The organism is Lentilactobacillus sunkii DSM 19904, from assembly GCF_001435575.1.
In the GTDB taxonomy this organism is placed as follows: domain Bacteria; phylum Bacillota; class Bacilli; order Lactobacillales; family Lactobacillaceae; genus Lentilactobacillus; species Lentilactobacillus sunkii.
In genome coordinates this window covers 31,178-52,685 of the sequence record NZ_AZEA01000001.1, presented here as the reverse complement: position 1 = coordinate 52,685, position 21,508 = coordinate 31,178, and the positions used below count along the sequence as shown (strand labels likewise).

The window sequence follows — 21,508 nt, the reverse complement described above, 5'->3', positions numbered from 1 at the left end:
AAAATATGAGTAAAATTGAAAGCTTAACGCTTGAAAATGTTATGGGCGAACGATTTGCCCGATATTCCAAATCAATCATCCAAGAACGGGCGCTCCCTGACATTCGGGATGGGCTAAAACCTGTTCAGCGAAGAATCCTGTACGCCATGAACAAGGATGGCAACACGTACGATAAAGCTTTCCGGAAGTCTGCCAAGTCAGTCGGAAACGTCATGGGTAATTTTCATCCCCATGGTGATAGTTCGATTTATGAGGCGTTGGTTCGAATGAGCCAGGACTGGAAAGTCAGAGAGCCATTAATTGAAATGCACGGTAATAATGGTTCGATGGATGGCGACCCGCCTGCTGCCATGCGGTATACCGAAGCCCGTCTCAGCAAAATTTCTAGTGAAATGCTCCGAGACATCGAAAAAGACACGGTTGACTGGGTTCTCAACTTTGATGATACCGAGTATGAGCCGACCGTTCTGCCAGCCAGATTTCCTAATTTGCTGGTAAATGGGTCAACCGGTATTTCAGCTGGTTATGCAACGGATATTCCACCCCATAATCTTGGCGAAGTCATCGATGCCATTTTGTACCTGCAGAAGCATCCCGATGCAACTTTGGACGATTTGATGCAGTTCGTTAAAGGTCCTGATTTCCCAACGGGCGCAATCGTCCAAGGAATTGATGGCATCAAGAAAGCATACGAGACTGGTCATGGGAAAATTATTGTCCGCTCGAAAACATCGATCGAACCATTAAAGGGCAACAAGTCTCAGATTGTCGTTACCGAAATTCCTTATGAAGTCAACAAAGCTCAGCTGGTTAAACGAATCGACGAAATTCGGCTGAATAAAAAAGTTGACGGTATCTCAGAAGTCCGTGACCAAAGTGACCGAAACGGCCTGAGTATCGTTGTTGAATTAAAACGTGACGTTGATTCTAAAGGAATATTAAACTACTTATTCAAAAATACTGATTTACAAGTTTCTTACAACTTTAATATGGTCGCTATTTCACACATGCGGCCAGAACGGTTATCACTTAAAAAAATTTTAGTTGCCTATCTGGAATTCCAACAGGAGGTTATTGAGAAACGAACAAAGTATAACCTCAAGAAAGATCAGGATAGACAACACATTGTTGAAGGCCTGATCAAAGCACTTTCAATTCTTGACAAAGTTATCAAGACCATTCGTGCCAGCAAGAACCGTAAAGACGCTCGCGATAATTTGGTGAAAGAATACGATTTCTCTGAAAAGCAGTCTGACGCAATTGTCGCTTTACAATTGTATCGTTTAACAAATACAGATGTGACCGAACTCGAAAATGAGCACAAACACCTTTCAGATGAAATTGCCAAGTTTAACAAAATCCTCGACAGTCCAAAAGAACTGAATCGAGTCTTGGCCAACGAATTAAGGGCTCTGTCAAAGACTTACCGCAATGCGCGGAGAACTGAAATTCAGGATGAAGTATCAGACATTAAGATCAATACCGATGTCCTGGTTCCGGATGAAGACGTTGTTGTGATGGTCAGTCACGATGGCTACATCAAGCGCAGCAGCATTCGCTCATATAAAGCCTCATCAACTGATACCGGCTTGAAGGATGAAGATTATCCAATCTTTATGGAGCAGTTAAATGCCCGTGATCACTTGTTTATGTTCACCAACAAAGGCAATCTGATTTACCGACCGGTTTATGAACTCGCCGATGTCAAATGGAAAGATACCGGAGAACATATTTCTCAAACGATTGGGCTTGATGCTGATGAAGAAATCATTGGCACTTATGCTTTCAGTTCCCTTAAAGAAAAAGGGCGATTCCTCATCACAACTGATGAAGGTCATATTAAGCAAACCAAATTTGAAGACATGAAGCCGGGAAGAACGTACAAGAGCCATGCTTACACATACGAGAAGCTCAAGGATGACAGTGACCGAGTCGTTTCAATTCATTATTTGCCGACACCGGAAGATGCTGCCCAAATATTATTGATTTCCAGAAATGGATTGGCGCTCCGTTATGACATTAACGAAATACCTGTCAACGGTGCCCGGACAACCGGTGTTAAATCAATGGGGCTACGCGGTGAAGACAAGGTTACCGATCTCCAGTTGGTTAACGATAAAAGTGTCGTTGCTATTGTGACTCAACGAGGTGCCTTTAAGAAGCTGGCCATCAAAGAAATTCCAGTTACTTCGAGAGCTCGCAAGGGTGTTATGATTCTTCACGAACTTAAAAATAATCCCCATCGAATTGTTGACTTCACCACCATTGCAAGTGAAGATCAACCCCTTGAAGTTCGAACTGATCACCGTCGGGTCCATGACATTCTGCCAAGCGATTACTCACTGGGTGGCCGATACTCAAACGGCTCGTTTGTGATTGACGTTGACAGCGAAGGGACACCTGTTTCCATTCGACCAAAATTTGCTGACTTATCAATTGATTAAATTTTTACCATATTAATTGATTGTATTAGTAATAAGAATTATCATAATAGCAGTATCCTGTTAATTATTTAAAGGTCGCAAGGGACCAATCGATAAGGAGAGTCCGAATGAAAACCACTCAGGAAAATATTTTTGCATCTAAGACTTTATCGTATTTCCTCCAATTGTCCGAAACAATGAATTACACACAAGCTGCTCAAATCTTGGGAATTACTCAGCCTGCGCTGACCCAACAAATTAAAAAGCTTGAAAAGACAATGGGAACAGAACTATTCTACTCAGTTGGCAAAAAGTTACGGTTGACTGACGCAGGTGTGATCATGCTAAAGACCACACGGCAAATTTACGACCTGTTAAATGACGCTAACGACCAGATCCAACAAGCTACCAGTTCAACGACTGGACAGATCAATTTGGGAATTCTGGCTTCAATCGAAACCAAAGTATTTGAAGATTTCGCTTTGGAACTGTATAAAGAAAACCCTGATCTGGAAGTCAACTTTCATATGCTGACACGTAAGGAAATTTGGGAAAGCCTGGAGAATAATCGAATCGACCTGGCAATCATGTATCTGCCTGATGAATCGATTAAGAATTGGAAACCATACAGCACTAAGAAGATTATTTCCGACGACTTATTGTTCATCCATCACAATCCGAACTTGGCTAAGCGCAAGCGAGTTCGTTTAAAGGACGTTAACGACCGGCCTTGGGTCATGTATCCACAAGATTATTATTTGAACCAAACTTTACGTGAGTCGTTCAAAAATCAAATGGTTGACTGGCCAAAAGTAGCTGCTCGTTACACGATGCCTGAGCAGATTTTGAAGTTTGCGATTAATTCACACACCAATACCGCATTACCAAAATCGTACATGTTGAACATTGATCTCAAAAAGCTGACCGATGATGACATTTGGGTAACAGAATTGGATCCGAAAGTGAAGTTCGACTTGAACTTCGTCTATCGGAACCGCAAAAACGAAATTCCGAGAATTGAAAGATTTTTGGAAAAATTTGATGAATTTCTCTCTAAAGAAGATTATTTAGCCCGTTTAGGGGAATAAATTAATAAGACAAAAGGAGATTATTTAAATGAGTAAAGAATTAGTTTTTGGTCATCAAAGTCCTGATACAGATGCAATCGTTGCTGCTAAAGCATATTCATATCTTCAAAACAAGTTGGGATATGATACAGAAGCTGTTGCCCTGGGTGAACCTAATTCAGAAACCGCATTTGTCCTTAATTATTTTGACGAACCAACACCACGGATTATCAAAACTGCTAAAAATGAAGTTGATTCTGTTATGCTGGTTGATCATAATGAATTCCAACAAAGTGTCAGTGATATCAAAGATGTAACGATTACCCACGTTGTTGACCATCACAGAATTTCAAACTTCCAAACTGACCAGCCTTTGTACTACCGTGCTGAACCAGTTGGTTGCTGCAGCACCATCATCGTCAAAATGTTTGATGAAAATAAAGTTGAAATTCCAGCTCAACTTGCCGGATTAATGTTATCAGCAATCATTTCTGATACTTTATTGCTCAAGTCACCAACCACAACCGATGAAGACAAGATTGCTGTTAAGACTTTGGCTGAAATTGCCGACATTGATTACGAAAAGTATGGAATTGAAATGCTCAAAGCAGGTACCAACGTTTCGGCTAAGAGTGACCAGGAATTGATCGATGGTGACGCTAAATCCTTCACCATGGGTGGTAAGAGTGTTCGAATTGACCAAATCAACGTGGTTGAGTTTGGTGAAATCAATGAACGTAAAGATGATATTGAAAAGGCCATGAAGGCTGAAGCTGCTGATAAAGGCTACGACTTGTTCTTAGTTTTAATCACCAATGTATTGAACAGTGATTCAAAGATGATTGTTGTCGGCGAACCAGCATCTGCTGTTGAAAAAGCATTTAACAGCAAGTTGGCTGACGATACCCTGTCACTTCCAGGCGTTGTTTCTCGTAAGAAACAAATTGTGCCTCCATTGACAGATGCATTAAGCTAATCACATTATTATTTGAACGGCCACAACTAATCAACTGGATTAGTGTGGCCGTTTTTGTTTACTTTCAAAGCATTGACCCCTATAATAAAATCAGTTATATTGTGTACAACCTATTTTTGAATGGAGGGTTCATATGGACAAACAAGACCTCAAGAGCAAGCTCACACCCGAACAGTACGCCGTAACGCAAAAAAAGGCCACTGAGGCACCGTTTAGCGGTGAGTATGATGACTTTTACAAGGAAGGTATTTACGTTGATGTCGTGAGCGGAGAACCACTATTTTCATCTAAGGATAAATATGATGCAGGCTGTGGCTGGCCATCATTTACAAAACCGATTGACACGGAGCATATCGACAATCATCTGGATATGTCACATGGCATGATCCGTGAAGAGGTCCGCAGCAAGGAAGCCGGCTCACATCTTGGCCATGTCTTTCCAGATGGACCAAAGGACGCCGGCGGCCACAGATTTTGTATTAATTCAGCAGCCTTAAAGTTTATTTCAGTTGATGAATTGGACGCTAAGGGATACAGTAAATATAAACAATTATTTGAATAAACGAAATTGAGGTGCATTGAATGGAAGATACAGCAATTTTTGCAGGTGGATGTTTCTGGTGCATGGTTAAGCCGTTTGATACAATGCCTGGAATTAACAAAGTCGTTTCCGGCTATACAGGCGGTCACGTGCCAAACCCAACTTATGAACAGGTATCAAGCCACACGACCGGACATACTGAAGCGGTTGAAGTTGTCTATGATCCCGATGTCATCAGTTATAAACAATTGGTTGAAATCTACTGGCACCAAACTGATCCAACCGACGCTATGGGTCAATTTCAGGATCGTGGTGATAACTATCGACCAGTTATTTTTGTGAAAGATGAAGCCCAACGAAAAATCGCTGAAGCTTCCAAGAAGCAGCTAGCCGAAAGTGAACAATTTGACAGCCCAATTGTGACTCAGATTGAAGATGCCAAACCTTTTTATCCAGCCGAGGAAGAACATCAAGAATTCTACAAAAAGAATCCCCTTAGATATCAAATGGAAGAGATGGGTGGACGAGAAAAGTTCATCAAGAAAAATTGGCAAAAACAATAATCATGTCAAACAGCAAGCCGACACATGGAAAGCTTGCTGTTTTTCGTATCATTTTATTCAAAATATTATTCAGAAAGAAAGGGCTTCAGGATGATCGAATGGTCAGAAGATACAATTGAAAAATTTCAAGCAACCTTACTCGACTGGTACGATCACCACAAGCGAATTCTTCCCTGGCGTCAGGATCACGATCCTTATCATATTTGGGTCTCCGAAATCATGTTGCAGCAGACCCAAGTCCAAACAGTGATTCCATACTACTTAAACTTTATGAAGCAGTTTCCGACTGTCCAAGCATTAGCGGAAGCAGATGAAGGTTCCCTCATGAAAGCCTGGGAAGGACTGGGTTATTATTCCAGAGCACGGAATTTGCAAAGAGCGGCAAAACAAATTGTGAACGATTATCATGGTAATTGGCCAACAACGGTTAGCGGCTTAAAGGAACTAAGTGGAATTGGGCCGTATACTGCTGGTGCAATTGCCAGTATTGCTTTTAACCAACCAGTTGCGGCAATTGATGGGAATGCATTCCGCGTCTTTTCGCGATTGCTGGAAATTGACGACGATGTTGCAAAGCCTCAAACCAGGAAGATATTTGAAACCGTTGTGAATCAGATTATCTCAAAAGATCGCCCAGGGGACTTCAATCAGGCCATCATGGATTTGGGTGCAAGTTATATGACGGCCACAAATTATGATACAAATCAGTCGCCAGTGAAAGCATTTAATCAATCCTATCGTGATGGGATTGAAGATCAATTTCCTGTGAAGACCAAGAAAAAAAGGCCTGTCCCTCACGATTACTTTGGAATTGTTCTGCATTCTGATAACAATTATCTATTTGAAAAGCGACCCACAACTGGGATTCTTGCTAATTTTTGGATGTTTCCATTATTTGATCAGCAGGGATTGATAAAAGATAAATCCGACTCAGAGGGAATCCTTATCAACCGGGCTGAAAATGAGATACATGATGAGTATCAACTGCCTGTGCATCTGCACAAAGTAAATGCCAAACCAATTACTCATACATTTACGCACCAACAATGGCATATTACGTTACTGGAAGGAACGTTATCTTTCGACTCAGACCTGAGCTATTTTCCGGGTAAGTGGATCGAAACTGCAAACTTCCATACAATCGCTTTTTCAAAAGTTCAACAGAAGATGTGGGCAACATATGAAAAAGCAGTCAAATCAAAATAAAACCACTTCGTCTTAAAGTTTCGATGAAGTGGTTTCCTTGTCTCAACCGTCACTCTTTGTCATCTGTTTTGTGCAGATTATCAAGCGCTTTTCGTTGCTTGGTATCAATGATATGAGTATACAATCCGGTTGCTTTTGTTGAAGTCTGGCCCAGCTGAGTAGCTACCAAATGTTCATTATTTGTCTCTAAGTATAGTTTGGAGGCCAAAGTGTGGCGTAATTTGTGCGGTGTAATCCGCACATGGTTAAATGCCTGAGAATACTTAGCGACCAGCAATTCGACGGTTGCAGTGGAAATCCGTCGAGGTTGGCTTGCCCCTTTCGTTAAAAAGAGGGCAGGGGTGTCTTTGTTTGCCATGTATCGGCTTTTTCGGATCTCCAGGTACTGCGTTAGATATGGGATAACCCAGGCCGCAATCGGCACTAAATCGCGTTTACCACCTTTGCGCCGCACCGAGATTGTTGCTTTATGCAAGTTTAAATCTTTGATGTTTGCATTGGTCAATTCCGAAACCCGGATACCGGTCCCGAGCATTAATGCGTTCATTGCAACATCTCGTTCACAGTCACGCCGGTACAATGCAATCGTCCGTTTGTTGGTGATCTCAGCTGGGTAGCCAGTTTTAATGAACTCAACATACTTCATATCCGCATCACCAAGCATCAACTGATCCTTGATATTATTAGCTCTGGTTTGATAAGTTTCAGTGTCCGACACTAAAGCAATCTTTTTCATGACATTGCGATAAAAATACGGTTCACCGTCAGCATTTTCAGTTTCTTCGGTTAAATACCTGAAGAGGGCCGAAAGTGCGTTCAATGAACGATTGACTGTTCGATGAGAAATTGTTCCCTGTGGATTACTGGCTGTCTGTTTGCCACGATTAAGCAGATAGGACTTATAGAGCTCCATATCTTGCTTTTTGAAGTGTTCCAGTGATGAAAGTGGAATGTCTTCTGCTTTATCAACATCAGCAATCCCAACATCAATCATCCAGCTAAAGAAACGGTGGAACTCGTTTAAATACTGGTATAAGGTAGCGGGGGATAGCGGAACCGTGGATTTATCCAAATAATACTCGTTAACATAGCTGGGAAGTTGTTTGATGAGTTGCTCGTTGTGCTTTAGATATTGTTGATTATTCACAATTAATGACTCCTTAATGATCTAATTTAATTTTGCTATTTGGGAGGGTTTTATAATTTTGAGAAGCATAACTTAATAAAACGTCTATTTTATTAAGTTAATTATAGCATAATCAACAGTATTCATTGACCAAGGTCTTGTTCGGATTAAGATAAGAGTTGAACAGTCCAATATAAAAGAGGTTTGGATATGAAATAATCGTTTGATCAAGGAGGTTTTATCATGATCAATTTAGACTTAATTCATCGTATTGAATTAGAAATCTTGACAAAAGTAGACCAGGTCAACTCAAAGAACCATCTAACGTACGTTTTAACCGGTGGTTCAGCAATTGGCGCTGCACGGCATCACGGCTTTATTCCATGGGACGACGATATTGACATTGGTCTTACCAGGACAGATTTCGAAAAGTTCTTAAGAATTGCACCACATAAATTGAATCATTCAGGGTATTTTGTTGAAGAAAACCGCCTTGATCCAAAATATGAATACGATTTTGCAAAAGTTATGGCAGCTGGTACGCATATCATCGAACATGGTCGGGAATCGACAAAAGCGCGAAATGGCATCTTCATTGATGTGTTTCCGTTCGATCGGATGCCAAAACAAGCCAGTGAGCAACAACAGCAAAAAATTGCTTTAACAGAGATACTAACAGAAATTAGACAGCGACTTTATCCAAATGCAGAACCACAACAATTGTTTCAGTCAAAGTATGCTGATATGTCCTTAAATGAATTATATGAGACAAGATTGTCAGTTATGACTAAATATGATGGTCATCACAATCTGCCGTTCATCAATATGTCATCGCCATATGAATATGGTCAAGAATTAATCGAACCGTGGGAATTTCATCACATTATTCGAATGAAATTTGAAAACTTGTTGGTTCCAATACTTGCGGACTATAACGGATACTTGACGAGGCTGTATGGAAACTATATGAAATTACCACCGCTTGAGAAACGCATTCAGCGTCACGTTTTAGAAGTAAAGGTGGATAATTACCAACTAGGAACCCAAAATGAACTGAGAAATAACTGGGAACAAGCAGCAAGTTGATAATTAAATGAATTAAGAAATAAAATAAAAAAAGATGATCAGTGATCAGTTACCGAGTACGGTGTCAGATCGCTGATTTATTTTGTTTCAACACTACTTCGTATAATATATATTATGTAAAGTAGAAAGCGAAAATCATAATCTTGGGTATTTTATTGTCCCTCTCCCATTTGTTTGTTGGTAATTAAATACAAATAAAAAGCATCCAATTAAGTTGGATGCTTTTTATTGAAAATGATAAAATGCGACCACATCGCCGTGGTCTGCAGAATGATAGCCGCACGATAGATAGAATTTTCGAGTGACCGGACTTTCTTCGGTCAATAACACTTTTTGTCTAACATCCGAATACTCAGTGTCAACCATCTTCATTAATTCTGTTCCAATTTTCTGACGTCGATAATCCGGTAAAACTAACAGATCCTGAATATAGACAATCGATATGCCATCTCCGACACACCTGATTAATCCAACCAACTTATCACCATGCCAAGCCGAAACGACAAATAGTGACTGATTGACAGCCTGTTGGAGTTTTGCTGAATCAATGGTATATTCTTTCCAACCAACGCTTCCGTATAAATGAACCAAATCAGTTAAAGAGATAGCCGTATTTTTTTGATAACTTATGATATTCATCCACCTCTAGTCAATCGGACCAAGTAGTCGATCCGAACATTTTTTTATGCGGCACTTATTTATACATATTTACTTGTATATGCCAAGCATCCACAACTATGCTACTTTATTAAGAAAAAGTATTTTGAAAATTCATTTGGGCTTTTCGCTTCATCTAAATAAAAAACAGGAAGTTCCGCTGTACCAGGTAATTCTGGCAACAAGTGAATTAAGTAACGGAAGTCGATATGTTGATGAACGCCTTCATGCTTAATTGGATTTGCCGGAATATCAATCAAATTAACATCGATTAGCCGTCGGAACTTTGGATCGGCATTCAACCCAGTTTCTTCATGGAATTCTCTTAAAGCACACTCAAATGGACTTTCACCCATTTCAACATGGCCCGCCGGCAACAAAATTGTATGCAGATATGGATGGCGAATAAAGATACCTGCTTGATCAGTAAATGCCATGGCACTTGCAGAAAGATGAAGATCTGACTTTCGATTCCGCAGTTTGCTCTCAGAATCTTTAAGCATCAATTTAATATGATCGAGCTTTACCTGATTAATCCATGGCAAAGATTGCGAATTCAATTCATCAATTTCTTTGATTAATTCATCCAACAAAATTGTTTTCCTCCCTAATTAAGGATATCTCGGAAAATTTTGAAAGTTTCGATTAATTCGTGAGTTTCCTTCACGTCATGGACACGAATAACCCGACCACCAAGTTGGGTCATATATGCTTCAAATAACACGGTTGGTACTAAACGATCGGCAAGGTCGGCGTCAAATAACCGTTTTGCGAAACTCTTTCGTGAAATCGCAATCATAATTGGCGTCTTAAACTTCTGCATAAACTTGGTTGCTTTCATCTTGATCATATCAAATTCTAAAGTATTGCTATTAGAGAACCCGACACCTGGGTCAATGACAATATTTTCTTTTGATAAGCCGGCATTTTCAAGATCGCTAATTGATTGAGTGAAAAAGTCGTTCATCGTTTGATCAAGGGTTTCCGGCTGCTCATCAAAATTCCGGCCATTAAACATTGTTACCACAGATGGATGATATTCCTGGACCAACTTCAGTTTTTCATCCGAATTAAATCCATCGATATCATTAATAATTTGAATGCCGGCATCCAGTGCCCACTTAATCACCTCTGGCGTATTTGAATCAATTGCGAGGGTTAAGTCGGGAAATTCCTTATTAATTGCTTTGAGATAAGGCGTGATACGCCCCCATTCTGCTTCCGGGCTAATATCATCAAAGTGAGGTTTGGATGATTTCCCACCGACTTCAAATACCTTGGCCCCATATGAAAGTTCGGTTTCAATTCGGTGGAGAACCTTATCGACACTTGAATTCACCCCACCATCAAAAAATGAATCGGGTGTTAAGTTCAAAATTGAATAAATAATTGGTTCGTTGGTAATGTCAAAGTCAAAATTGCTTCCCTTAAAATGAATTGCTGTCTCCGTATTATTCATCAACGCTCACTCCTAGTTTTTAAGTATGTTCGAATCGGATTTAACAGATAAAATGAACCGACGACAAAAACAATTGTGTTCGGACGTTGGTTCGCCTCTGATATTGCATCTTTTAAAGCGGCAATTGGATCGTCAAAGGATTGATAAACATTCCCGGTCTCTTCAATGATCACCTTTTCCAAACTTTTGGCGGACAAAGCTCGATCAGGATTGTTGGGTTGAGTAATTTTAAAATCGGCGTGATTAATGGTCGTTAATAACCGAATATTATCCTGGTAGTCTTTGTCTTTTAAAAATCCGGTGACAAATATTTTGTTCTCGTTAGTGTATCTTGACTGAACAGTATCAACAAACGCCCCGATCGCATCAAGATTATGAGCACCGTCAAGAATGATTTTTGGTGAAGACGAAATGGCTTCAAACCGACCAGGAACAATCATGCTGCCAAGTGTTTGACTCAATAAATGATCATAGTCCAATTCCAAACGATTCTTTCGAGCAAAGTCAAACAGCCAAGTCAGGACTGTTGCTACATTTTCGAGCTGATAAGTCCCCAGCAGACTAAACCTGAAAGATCCTGAGATCTTTCCGTACCTGTAATTGATAATTGAACTGCCATCGGCGTTAGCCTTCTGGGAGATCTTCACTTGAGAAGCATCAATAAGGCCAGAACCTTTGATATGAGCTTCGTTCTTTAAGATTTCCATCGATATTGCGCGCTGATTGGGCGCCACAATTGTCGTGTTCCCTGGACGAATAATTTTTGACTTGGTAGTCGCAATTTCGGCAATCGTGTCACCGAGAATACCAATGTGATCCAAGCCGATTCTCGTAAAGATTGAATACAGTGTGGTTGTAACCGCATTGGTGGCATCAAGTTCCCCACCAAGTCCGCATTCCAGCACAACAAAATCTACGCTCTGCTTGGAAAAGTAAACCATCGCTGCAACAAACTGGGCTTCAAAAGATGATAATTCATCATTTAAAAATTCTGATGAACTCATTGTTTTCTTTAAAGAACCCAAAATTTGATTGAGATCCGATTTTCCAATATTCTGGCTATCGATTTGGATGCTGTTAGTAACGTCACCAATAAACGGGCTGGTAAATAAGCCGACGTGATGATGCAGGTTGGCCAATAAATTAGCAATCATTTTCGCAGTGGAGCCTTTGCCGTTAGTACCGCAAACATGAATGATCAAAAAATCAGTATCAGGGTTTCCTAATGCTTTTAAAACCCGCTTCAGTAAGGCAATCCGGTCACCTTGGTCATATAAGAATCCGGAAAACCCCTGCTTACTTTCATTGTTATTTTCTGCCATATCAAATCACCTTAAATTGAACTCATAAACTCGCTTTGCAGCTGCTCATCGGTTTGAAATATACCTGAGAAACTTGTAGTTCGAGTCACAGAACCGGTCTTCTTGACACCACGCATCTCGACACACATATGACGGGCGTCAATTAACACAGCAACCCCTTTAGGCTGCAGAATCTTGTTCATTTGAGTGATGATATCATTCGTCACTTTTTCCTGTAAACTTAATTTGTGTGATACAAAATCAACTAGGCGCGGGATCTTACTCAATCCAATGATTTTCCCGTGGTCAGGAATATAGCCAACGCTGACCTTTCCCCAGAATGGCATCATATGGTGCTCACACATGGAATAGAATGGAATATCTTTAACCATGACCATCTTGGAACTTTGACTGACCGGGGCATCAAATAACTTGTAGTCATCAAAATCTTCAATTCCGATCGATGAAAAGATTTCACCATACATTCTGGCAACCCGATCAGGGGTTTCCACCAGACCCGGCCGATCCGGATTTTCACCAACTGTTGTCAATAATTGTCGAACAGAAGCTTGAAGTGTTCCCTTGTAATTTTCATTGGATGTCAACTTTTGGATGGTTTGATCTTTATCTTTAAGAGCAGAAATTGTCGATTCAATTTTCTGATATGAAGGAAATCCTTTATCGATGATTTCCAAGATGGGTACAAGAACGAATAAACGGTTAAATGCTTCTGGATGCGGAACGGTCAATTCTTTTGTGTTAATTTGCTGATCACCAAAGAAAACAATATCGATATCAATGGTTCTTGGGCCCCAATGAATGGTTCGAGTCCGATGCAAGCCCTGCTCAATTTCATGAATAAATCGAATCAGTTGTTGTGGCGTGTATGTGGTTGCAATTTTAACAGCAGTATTGACAAATGGCCGCTGTTCAACGTTTCCAACCGGTGAGGTTTCGTAAAAACCCGCTGTTTTATCAATTAAAATGTTAGCATCATTGCCAAGGGCTTCGATTGCCTCATGCAAAAACAGCTCACGGTTGCCAATGTTACTTCCTAAACTAAGATAAACGTCATTCATTAATTATTGCTCCATTTCTATTTCAACATTGTCCAAAACACCATCAATCGGCAGTCCCAACTTACGAATTGTCACTTTGACGGTCCCGATTCGGGCATCGGCTTTCTTAATTTGTGTCATGATATTCTGGGCCAAGGTTTCGATCAAATCAGCTTTGCTGTTGCTGACAATATGGTCAACAATGTCGTAAAAATCAGCATACGATACTGTTGTTGTCAGCAAATCGTCATGAGGTTGGGTATTCGCCTCAACATCGAGGTCAATTTGAATGTCCTGGCCAACGACTTTTTCTTCTGGAAGAACGCCGATATGACTATGAAATTGCATATTATTCATTCGAATATGGTACATATACAGACTCCTTTCGGTCAATACAAAAAGCGGCCCACTGAACGTAAACGCCAATGTGTCGCACAAAATTATCTGGATAAACGGTTTTGAATATTCTTTAATGTATTAGAATTTAAGACAAAATAAATAATCGCCATTTGAATTGGTGTGATAACAACTTCTTTTATAATTCTGATTGGTAAAGCTGCTAAAAATGGTGTCTTGTAGAGAATTGTGAGCCAATATGTGTTCAAAATAGTGTTGACAAAAATCATAATGAGCAACTGTGCGATGACGACTCGCTTCACGGTAACTTTCTTACCGTAAAAGAAATAGCCATAGATCATCGCGCCAAGAATCGCAGAAAGAGTAAAACCTGGAAAATAAACAGAGCCAGATGTCAAAGTTCCGATAACGTCTGCCATTGCTGCGATGGATGCGGACCACCATGGCCCATACAACGAACTGGCAATTGCCATTACAATAAATCCAAAACTAAGGCGCCAGATTCGAACGCCTACAGTAAAACGACTGAGAATCAGCAACAGTGACATAAATATCGCCAGTACAACAATATCGACCACTCTCAACTTCCGACCACTTAATGATAATGACTTCATGATAAAGCATCTCCCTAAAGGAGCTCACCATTATTTAGTTAATGCTAAATAGCATAGTGAATGCGGAAACAATACCGCAAAAGACTGACAAGTCGCAGCCAGTCATTTTTCGTTCGAAGTTCACATTCCGTTCCTTCGACACTTAACGCATTGAATCCTACCCCATATTTAATTTATGTAACTATTAAAGTTTATCACATGAATTAAAAAAAGCAATCGCTTAGTTCGTGTTTTACTGAACGATAAGCGACTGCCTATTAAAATAGTTCACATTACAGATTATCGCGATCAAAGTCTCTAATCCAAGCAAGTGCCAATGCCTTGTCACCTAAGTGGGTTCCGATGGTTGGACCAAAGTAGCTTTGTTCAATCTTAATGTCTGGATAAAGTTCGTGAATTTTATTCGCCCATTCATTTCCTGCTTTAGGGTCATTGCCGTTGATGACCAAGGCTCGAAGTGGGTAATCAACCTTCTGCTGAACAGAGGAGAAAATTTCTTCAACCCGTTTTAATGCCTTCTTACGGGAACGAATTTTTTCAAAAGCAACAATCTCATTGCTTTTATCATCAAAAGTCAATAATGGCTTAATCTTCAATACCCCGCCAATGAAAGCTGAGGCATTGGAAAGACGACCGCCACGCACCAAATTCTGCAGGTCATCAACTACAAAGACCTCATCAATTGTCTTTCGGAGTCCATCAAGATATGTAATAATCTCTTCGGGAGTACGACCAAGTTGTGCCATTTTACTTGCCTGCATCGCAAGATAACCCATTAGTTTCACAGTAATTTTAGAGTCATATGGGATTACTTTAATATTTTCGATGGTCGGGGAGATTTGAGTTAAAGAACTATAAAAGCCAGAAATTGTACTGGCGAGATGAATACTGATAACTGCATCATAACCCTTTGCTGCCAACGAGCTGTATAGATCAATCATTTCTCCGATAGGTGGTTGAGACGTGCTTGGGAAAGCTTGTGAGTTCTTGAGCTTATCGTAGAATTCCTCCGTTGTCAGATCAACGCCCTCTTTATACTCACGGCCATCAATGATAACGGGAATTGGTACAACCGTTATATTATACTTTTCTTGTTCTTCTTTAGTCAGATACGCCGTGCTATCGGTCACGATCGCAATTTTCATTAAGTTCACCTGCTCATAATTAAATTCAAATTCGATTCAAACTCTTCTCAAGACGATTAATCAAAATCTTCAGTAAGTTCTTTTCTTCTTCTGTCCAATGATTGAAAACCCGATCAGTCAGCTGATCGATCTCTGTCTGAACATATTGGCTGGACTTGCTGCCCTTTTCGGTTACTTTATAAATCAGTTGGCGCTTGTCACGTCCCACTGCGGTCTTCTCAATCATTTCTTTTTCCAACAGTCGCTTCAGTTGCCGAGATAAAGTGGAGATATCCAACTTAGTTGTCTCAGACAACATTTCCTGGGTGGTGTTGCCGGCAATAACTTGAGTCAGCAGCTTCCATTCGGAAATGGTCAATCCGGTTGCCTTGGTTATGTTAAATAGTTGAGACCGATGATTTTGAGCAGCAGAATTGAGTGCCACAAGAATATCCTTCATGATGAAAAGACCTCCGAAAAATTAGTATACGCTATTTGATAATTACATACAAATAACATGTGTCTTCCTTAGCATCAGCCAAGAAAGTGCGCTATACTAGTACATGCTACTTATACGAAAGTGAGTGATAAGATGTCATTTGATGGTTCTTTTACCCATTCTATGAAAAATGAATTAACTGATCTTCTGCAAACTGGAAGAATCAGCAAAATTAATCAACCCTATCCTAATGAATTGATATTAACAATCCGCGCACATGGAAAGAATCAACAGCTATTGCTATCGGCAAACCCAACCTATGCACGGGTTCAGATTACAAAAGTCCCATATGTCAACCCGGCAGTCCCAACCAATTTTACAATGATCGTCCGGAAACATTTGAGTGGCGGTATTCTGTCTGATATTTCTCAACAAGAGAACGACCGAGTCTTGACATTCACGTTCACATCGAGAAACGAACTGGGTGATCAAACAAAGTTGGACCTGATTGTTGAAATTATGGCACGCCATAGCAACATTATTCTCGTTGATCAAGCTTCAGGGAAAATTATTGACGCAATCAAACACGTTGGCTCAGATGTCAATCGGTACCGATTATTGCTCCCAGGCGCAACCTATGTAAAACCACCCAAGCAGGATCTACAAAATCCATTTACGATAACTGAATTCGCGAAAATAAAGAGTCTAATAACAGATTTTCCTAATGTGGACATGCTAGCTGATAATTTACGAAAGACCATCCAAGGATTGGGTAATGACACATCCTTGGCATTAGCAAGTAGTTTGCATAAAGATGAAAATATTGAGAAAAACTTTCACGATTTCTTTGAACAATTCAATAATCCAAAGCCAACCTTTAGCCATATTGCAGGTAACAAGATTAATTTTACCGCATTTCCCTATCCAGATACAACGAAAAATAAAACTTTCTCGACATTAAGTGAATTATTGGATGCTTTTTATGCCAGCAAAGCGCAACGGGATCGGGTGCGTGAACAAGGATCGGTTTTAATTCAAGTTGTAAAAAAACAGCTCAAAAAAAACCGAACCAAGTTGAAGAAACTTCAAAGAGATATGAAAGAAACTGAGAATGCGGATGATTATCGGATCAAGGGTGAGATTTTAACGACCTACCTTAACAAAGTTGATCGCGGGATGAAATCAATTGAACTTCCCAACTATTATGATGAAGACAAGTTGATCACCATTCAACTCTCCAATCAACAGTCCCCTTCTCAAAATGCGCAACGGTTCTTCAAAAAATACCAAAAATTGAAGAATGCAGTGAAATTTGTTGGTGAACAAATTAAGCTAACTCAACAAGAGATTGATTACTTCGAAAATATTCAGTCACAAATTGAACTGGCTAACCCACAAGACCTCGTGGATATCCGCTACGAATTGGAACAGGGACATTACCTGCGTGACCATGAACAAAATAAAAAGAAGAAGAACAAACGTCAGAAGATCGCCAAACCGGAACGTTTTGAATCCACTGACGGCACAGAAATTCTTGTTGGTAAAAACAACTTACAGAACGAAAAACTGACCATGCACACTGCCGATAAACGGGAAACCTGGCTGCACACCAAGGACATTCCAGGCTCTCACGTTATTATTCGCAGCTTTAATCCATCCGAACAGACGTTGGCAGAGGCGGCTAATCTGGCGGCATACTTCTCCAAAGCCCGTGAGTCTTCAAAAGTACAGGTCGACTATACAAAGGTTAAAAATATTCGCAAACCAAATGGAACAAAACCCGGGTATGTCATTTATGATAACCAAACAACTTTATTTGTCACACCAGATGAAGACTTGGTTGATAAATTAAGAAAATAAAAGCATTTCGACAATATTGGCTGATAAGCCACTTAGTCGAAATGCTTTTTTGACTATTCAAAATTTTTAAATGAAAGTGATGATCCGACTTCCTGTTTGGTAGTGCCTTCAGAACGGCCGGATTGCAACTCCCTAAATGGGAAATGAGCGGTCATAATAGCCGACCGTTTGTGTTCTGTTGGCTGCCAGTCTTCTCTCAAAGAAACCATATCCAACTTTCCCAAATACTTTCGAACCAGGACATTAATCCAATTAATGCCGGTGGTCTTCGTTAGGAAGGCAGTTTCGGTGATCCGAACAGGCCGGATCCCGGTCATTTCGTATTTAGAGTCACCATTTGTATTATACAAGACCTGAACAAGCCCCTGCCATTCATGTGTATCAATATTCTTAGAAGCGTTGGCAATTAACTTGTCTTCGTCACTTTCCCAGTTATCCATTGGTTCCTTATAGTCGTTGATGAATCTTAAATCTGTCAATTGATCTTTACCGACGAACGAAATCGTGGTGACGGGTAATATTTCATTGCCTTCAATAAACAAATCAACTGCAGTTGTGGCTTTCTTTTGGTTGTATGTTGCAATTTTTTGATCTGGCGGCAATACAATAATATTCAATGCTTTGAACTGTTTCAACTGTTTAGATAAATAGTGACGATTTCCCGGAAGAATAACCACATCCGGCTTTTCCAGCTCGATAATATTCAAAATATTTCCAAGCTGAATGGGTTCGATATATTGTTTGTCACTCAGCTGAGGTGTCAGTGAGACCGCATTCGGATTTGTATTCATGATAATCGTTTTATAGCCGCATTTATGAAGAGACCTGAGAATCTGCGATGTGTAATAATCCGCAGCCGAATTTGGCCCGAGCTGATTACCTCCACGACCAATCACCAGTGCACTTTTTTCGGTGAACGGACGCGATTCATTCTCCAATTCATAGCTGCTATAAAAAACATTTGTACATTCCAAGAACTCTCCAGCGCTGGGTTCTATTGCTTTGTATGTCACATGATTTTTATAATTTTCATTCATTTGCTGAATTTTGGATATGTTAACTTTCCATAGCTCAGCAAGCATTCCATCACCAAAGCCATATTTATGACCAATCTCAATTGATTGCGGTGATAATGGATTATTAACAACAAAGTCCTGGGCTCTCAGCAGTTGATTGAGCTTGTAAAAATAAAAACGGTCGATTTGCGTTAACTCGGATAACTCATCAATTGAGAAGCCACGGTGCAATGCTTCCATCAAAATTAGTATTCGACTGGCTAATGGATGAATCAACTGATTAATGACATCATCATCGTCAACCGTAGAAACACTTGGTAGAATGTCTCGTGGTGAGAATTGAGAACTATGCATTGATTTAATAATGGCCTCTTCGACCGTCCGGCCAATTCCAATTGTCGATCCAACGGATTTCATCAACGTATTCAGGTGTTGATCAACATCTGTGATATCCCGAAACGGCCACAACGGAATCTTAACCACTACATGATCCATTGTTGGCTCCATAAACGCCAAAAATTTGCTGTATCGGCTTGGCAACTTGATCTCGGTAAGATTATACCCAAGCTCAAGAAAACTGGAGACATAGGTTAACGGATAGCCTGTGGCCTTTGCAGCTAAAATTGTATTTCGTGTAAAGAACGGGCTGACTTTTGTGACAAAATAGTTGGAGTCTGTCCTGGATTGTGCAAATTGAACATGACAAGTTCCGGTAATATTTAGAGAATCCATAATCCTGAACGTGGCAGTTCTAAGTGCCTGATACTCTTCATTTATTAGCGTTTGAGTTGGGGCAAAAATAATGGAATCTCCAGAATGAATTCCGATTGGATCCATATCCTCCATACCGGAAATCAGGATTTTATTCCCATTAGCATCACGAATCCCAACCATCTCAATTTCCTTGTAACCAACGATACTTTGTTCGATCGAGCAGCGCTTAATGTATGTTCGCTTAAAGCTGACATCCAATGCATCTTCCAATTCATCGGTATTGTTACAGATAAAACGGCTTGTATCATGGCTGGAAGACATTGGTTTAACAATAACCGGGAAACCCACTTCCCTTACAAAATCCATTGCTTCGTCATCATCCGCCACGATTTTTGATGCAATGACCTTTTCATTGATTTCAGTCAATGTATCCCGTAACTTTTGATTGTCCATAACTTTTCGTAAGTCGGCAGGCTTAATTCCCAATAACGTGATATTGTTTGAGGCCAGAATGCCACTTTCTGCAAGCTGCCAAGCAATCTGCATGCCGTTGAGGCCACCGGTTGTTGCCATAATTGCGTCTGGGTGCTCTTTATCAATAATTGTTACAACGTTCTGGAAACTGACTTCTTGGACATAAACATTGGCAGGTTGAATTTCTTCTGTCGTGACTGAAAAGGCATTATCATCTACATAAATAATTTTTGCGCCAGTCTTTTTTAGAGCCATTAAACGTTCAAACGCCGCAGCATCCAGTTCATTTTCATGACCAATATTTGTGGGACCGCCGCCGAGTAACAGTACTTTTTTAATATCTATCGTCATTGCTGTCCCTTCTTCTTGCCATGATTTCCACAAAGTCATCAAATAAACCAACGCTGTCTTTGGGACCGGGAGCGCCATCTGGTGAAAATTGAACTGAGAATGCAGGGTAATCCCGATGCCTGAGCCCTTGAACAGTCCCATTTACAAGGTCAACATGGGTAATGAACAATTTGGCGTGGTCGATTGACTTTGGGTCAACGGCATAACCCTGTTCCTGACCAGAGAAAAAGATTTCGTTTGTAATAATTTCGCGAATCGGATGGTTACTGCCATGATGTTCTACCGTTAATTTGGTAATTTTTGCACCATTGGCCAATGCGAATAATTCATGGCCCAAACCAATTGCAAAAAGCGGTGCTTGAGATTGGACGTCCGTAATCATATCCAAGACAGAGTTTGGAAGATTAGCCGGTGACCCCGGTCCAGTTGATAAAACGATGCCATCCGGATCAAGGTCCAAAATCTGAGCCGAAGAAAAGTTCCAGGGAACCACCGTTACATTACAATCACGGTGTGATAATTCCCGCAAAATTCCACTTTTTAATCCAAAATCAACGACAACGACATTGGCACCTTCATCAGGATTAGGAAATGGTTTGGGAGTTGCCACCTGGGCAACTTGTTGGTTGGTCAGAACTGTCGCATGAAGCTGATCAAATGCATGGTCATCAGCCACATCAACAATACTAGCCTTCATATTTCCACGTCTCTGTAAGTGATGACGGATCTCTCGAGTATCCACATCGTAAATTCCGGGAATTTTATGCTGCTTCAAATATCTATCCAAAGAAATTCGTTTAAAGTGATCGGTTGCCAAATTTTCATATTCTCTAACAATGACGCCTTTAGCGGATGGCAAAATGGACTCGTACGCATTTTGGTCGAGTCCGGTGTTTCCGATAGATGACTGAGTGAAAACAATGATTTGGTTATGATAGATTTGGTTGGAGATAATCTCCTGGTAACCGTTCATCGTTGAGTTGGCCACTATTTCACCAGTTGTTGTGGCGAGTGATCCAAATGCCTTTCCAGCATATGCGGATCCATCTTCTAAAATTAAATATCTTTCCGTCATGCTGACTCCTCGTTATTCAAG

At 40.3% G+C, this 21,508-nt stretch carries 20 protein-coding genes and 1 riboswitch; of the genes, 8 read left to right on the top strand and 12 right to left on the bottom strand.

Features of this window, described 5'->3' with window-relative positions:
• Positions 1-5: 5 nt before the first annotated feature.
• From parC to mutY, 6 genes are all read left to right on the top strand, one after another.
• The gene (gene parC / locus FD17_RS00240) at positions 6-2,444 is read left to right on the top strand and encodes a DNA topoisomerase IV subunit A (RefSeq protein ID WP_057822611.1); all 2,439 of its coding nucleotides are present in this window, start codon (positions 6-8) and stop codon (positions 2,442-2,444) included.
• 107 nt (positions 2,445-2,551) lie between these two features.
• The gene (locus tag FD17_RS00235) at positions 2,552-3,511 is read left to right on the top strand and encodes a LysR family transcriptional regulator (RefSeq protein WP_057822610.1); all 960 of its coding nucleotides are present in this window, start codon (positions 2,552-2,554) and stop codon (positions 3,509-3,511) included.
• A gap of 28 nt (positions 3,512-3,539) precedes the next feature.
• On the top strand, positions 3,540-4,466 hold the full coding sequence (locus tag FD17_RS00230; protein WP_057822609.1) for a manganese-dependent inorganic pyrophosphatase: 927 nt from the start codon (positions 3,540-3,542) through the stop codon (positions 4,464-4,466).
• Positions 4,467-4,599: 133 nt separating this feature from the next.
• Positions 4,600-5,028 (top strand): peptide-methionine (R)-S-oxide reductase MsrB, encoded by a 429-nt coding sequence (gene msrB / locus FD17_RS00225; RefSeq protein WP_057822608.1) that lies wholly within the window; start codon positions 4,600-4,602, stop codon positions 5,026-5,028.
• A 20-nt stretch (positions 5,029-5,048) separates the two neighbouring features.
• Complete coding sequence (msrA, locus tag FD17_RS00220) at positions 5,049-5,570, top strand: peptide-methionine (S)-S-oxide reductase MsrA (protein ID WP_057822607.1); 522 nt, start codon at positions 5,049-5,051, stop codon at positions 5,568-5,570.
• A 90-nt stretch (positions 5,571-5,660) separates the two neighbouring features.
• Positions 5,661-6,776, top strand: a complete 1,116-nt coding sequence (mutY, locus tag FD17_RS00215; RefSeq protein WP_057823153.1) for an A/G-specific adenine glycosylase — start codon at positions 5,661-5,663, stop codon at positions 6,774-6,776.
• Positions 6,777-6,825: 49 nt separating this feature from the next.
• On the opposite strand, the gene xerS is transcribed toward mutY, so the two are convergent.
• Positions 6,826-7,923 carry a tyrosine recombinase XerS gene (gene xerS / locus FD17_RS00210; RefSeq protein ID WP_057822606.1) on the bottom strand — a complete coding sequence of 366 codons (1,098 nt, stop codon included), beginning with the start codon at positions 7,921-7,923 and terminating at the stop codon, positions 6,826-6,828.
• Positions 7,924-8,145: 222 nt separating this feature from the next.
• On the opposite strand from xerS, the gene FD17_RS00205 reads away from it, so the two are divergent.
• Positions 8,146-8,988 (top strand): LicD family protein, encoded by an 843-nt coding sequence (locus FD17_RS00205; RefSeq protein ID WP_057822605.1) that lies wholly within the window; start codon positions 8,146-8,148, stop codon positions 8,986-8,988.
• 225 nt (positions 8,989-9,213) lie between these two features.
• Here the strand turns inward: FD17_RS00205 and FD17_RS00200 are convergent, their stop codons facing one another.
• From FD17_RS00200 to FD17_RS00160, 9 genes are all read right to left on the bottom strand, one after another.
• Positions 9,214-9,627: a GNAT family N-acetyltransferase gene (locus tag FD17_RS00200; RefSeq protein ID WP_191983112.1), complete on the bottom strand. Its 414-nt coding sequence runs from the start codon at positions 9,625-9,627 to the stop codon at positions 9,214-9,216.
• A 101-nt stretch (positions 9,628-9,728) separates the two neighbouring features.
• Positions 9,729-10,238, bottom strand: a complete 510-nt coding sequence (locus FD17_RS00195) for an NUDIX domain-containing protein (RefSeq protein WP_420864812.1) — start codon at positions 10,236-10,238, stop codon at positions 9,729-9,731.
• Positions 10,239-10,252: 14 nt separating this feature from the next.
• Complete coding sequence (gene folP, locus FD17_RS00190; RefSeq protein ID WP_082617091.1) at positions 10,253-11,104, bottom strand: dihydropteroate synthase; 852 nt, start codon at positions 11,102-11,104, stop codon at positions 10,253-10,255.
• Positions 11,104-12,426 (bottom strand): bifunctional folylpolyglutamate synthase/dihydrofolate synthase, encoded by a 1,323-nt coding sequence (locus FD17_RS00185; protein ID WP_057822602.1) that lies wholly within the window; start codon positions 12,424-12,426, stop codon positions 11,104-11,106. Before FD17_RS00185 ends, folP begins: the two co-directional genes overlap by 1 nt.
• Before the next feature lie 11 nt (positions 12,427-12,437).
• Positions 12,438-13,484 carry a GTP cyclohydrolase I FolE gene (gene folE, locus FD17_RS00180; RefSeq protein ID WP_057822601.1) on the bottom strand — a complete coding sequence of 349 codons (1,047 nt, stop codon included), beginning with the start codon at positions 13,482-13,484 and terminating at the stop codon, positions 12,438-12,440.
• Positions 13,485-13,487: 3 nt separating this feature from the next.
• A complete protein-coding gene (folB, locus tag FD17_RS00175; protein ID WP_057822600.1) occupies positions 13,488-13,835 on the bottom strand; it encodes a dihydroneopterin aldolase in 348 nt (115 codons plus the stop codon).
• Positions 13,836-13,903: 68 nt separating this feature from the next.
• A complete protein-coding gene (locus tag FD17_RS00170; protein WP_057822599.1) occupies positions 13,904-14,434 on the bottom strand; it encodes a folate family ECF transporter S component in 531 nt (176 codons plus the stop codon).
• A gap of 52 nt (positions 14,435-14,486) precedes the next feature.
• Positions 14,487-14,601, bottom strand: a riboswitch (THF riboswitch).
• Positions 14,602-14,706: 105 nt separating this feature from the next.
• Positions 14,707-15,579 (bottom strand): DegV family protein, encoded by an 873-nt coding sequence (locus tag FD17_RS00165; RefSeq protein WP_057822598.1) that lies wholly within the window; start codon positions 15,577-15,579, stop codon positions 14,707-14,709.
• Positions 15,580-15,604: 25 nt separating this feature from the next.
• Entirely contained in the window at positions 15,605-16,018 is a 414-nt protein-coding gene (locus FD17_RS00160; protein ID WP_057822597.1) for a MarR family winged helix-turn-helix transcriptional regulator, read from the bottom strand.
• Positions 16,019-16,150: 132 nt separating this feature from the next.
• On the opposite strand from FD17_RS00160, the gene FD17_RS00155 reads away from it, so the two are divergent.
• Positions 16,151-17,857 carry an NFACT RNA binding domain-containing protein gene (locus FD17_RS00155; RefSeq protein ID WP_057822596.1) on the top strand — a complete coding sequence of 569 codons (1,707 nt, stop codon included), beginning with the start codon at positions 16,151-16,153 and terminating at the stop codon, positions 17,855-17,857.
• A gap of 53 nt (positions 17,858-17,910) precedes the next feature.
• Here the strand turns inward: FD17_RS00155 and FD17_RS00150 are convergent, their stop codons facing one another.
• Together FD17_RS00150 and FD17_RS00145 are read right to left on the bottom strand one after the other, a co-directional pair.
• On the bottom strand, positions 17,911-20,412 hold the full coding sequence (locus tag FD17_RS00150) for a carbamoyl phosphate synthase preATP-grasp domain-containing protein (protein WP_057822595.1): 2,502 nt from the start codon (positions 20,410-20,412) through the stop codon (positions 17,911-17,913).
• Positions 20,396-21,487, bottom strand: a complete 1,092-nt coding sequence (locus tag FD17_RS00145; protein ID WP_057822594.1) for a carbamoyl phosphate synthase small subunit — start codon at positions 21,485-21,487, stop codon at positions 20,396-20,398. Before FD17_RS00145 ends, FD17_RS00150 begins: the two co-directional genes overlap by 17 nt.
• Positions 21,488-21,508 lie beyond the last annotated feature (21 nt).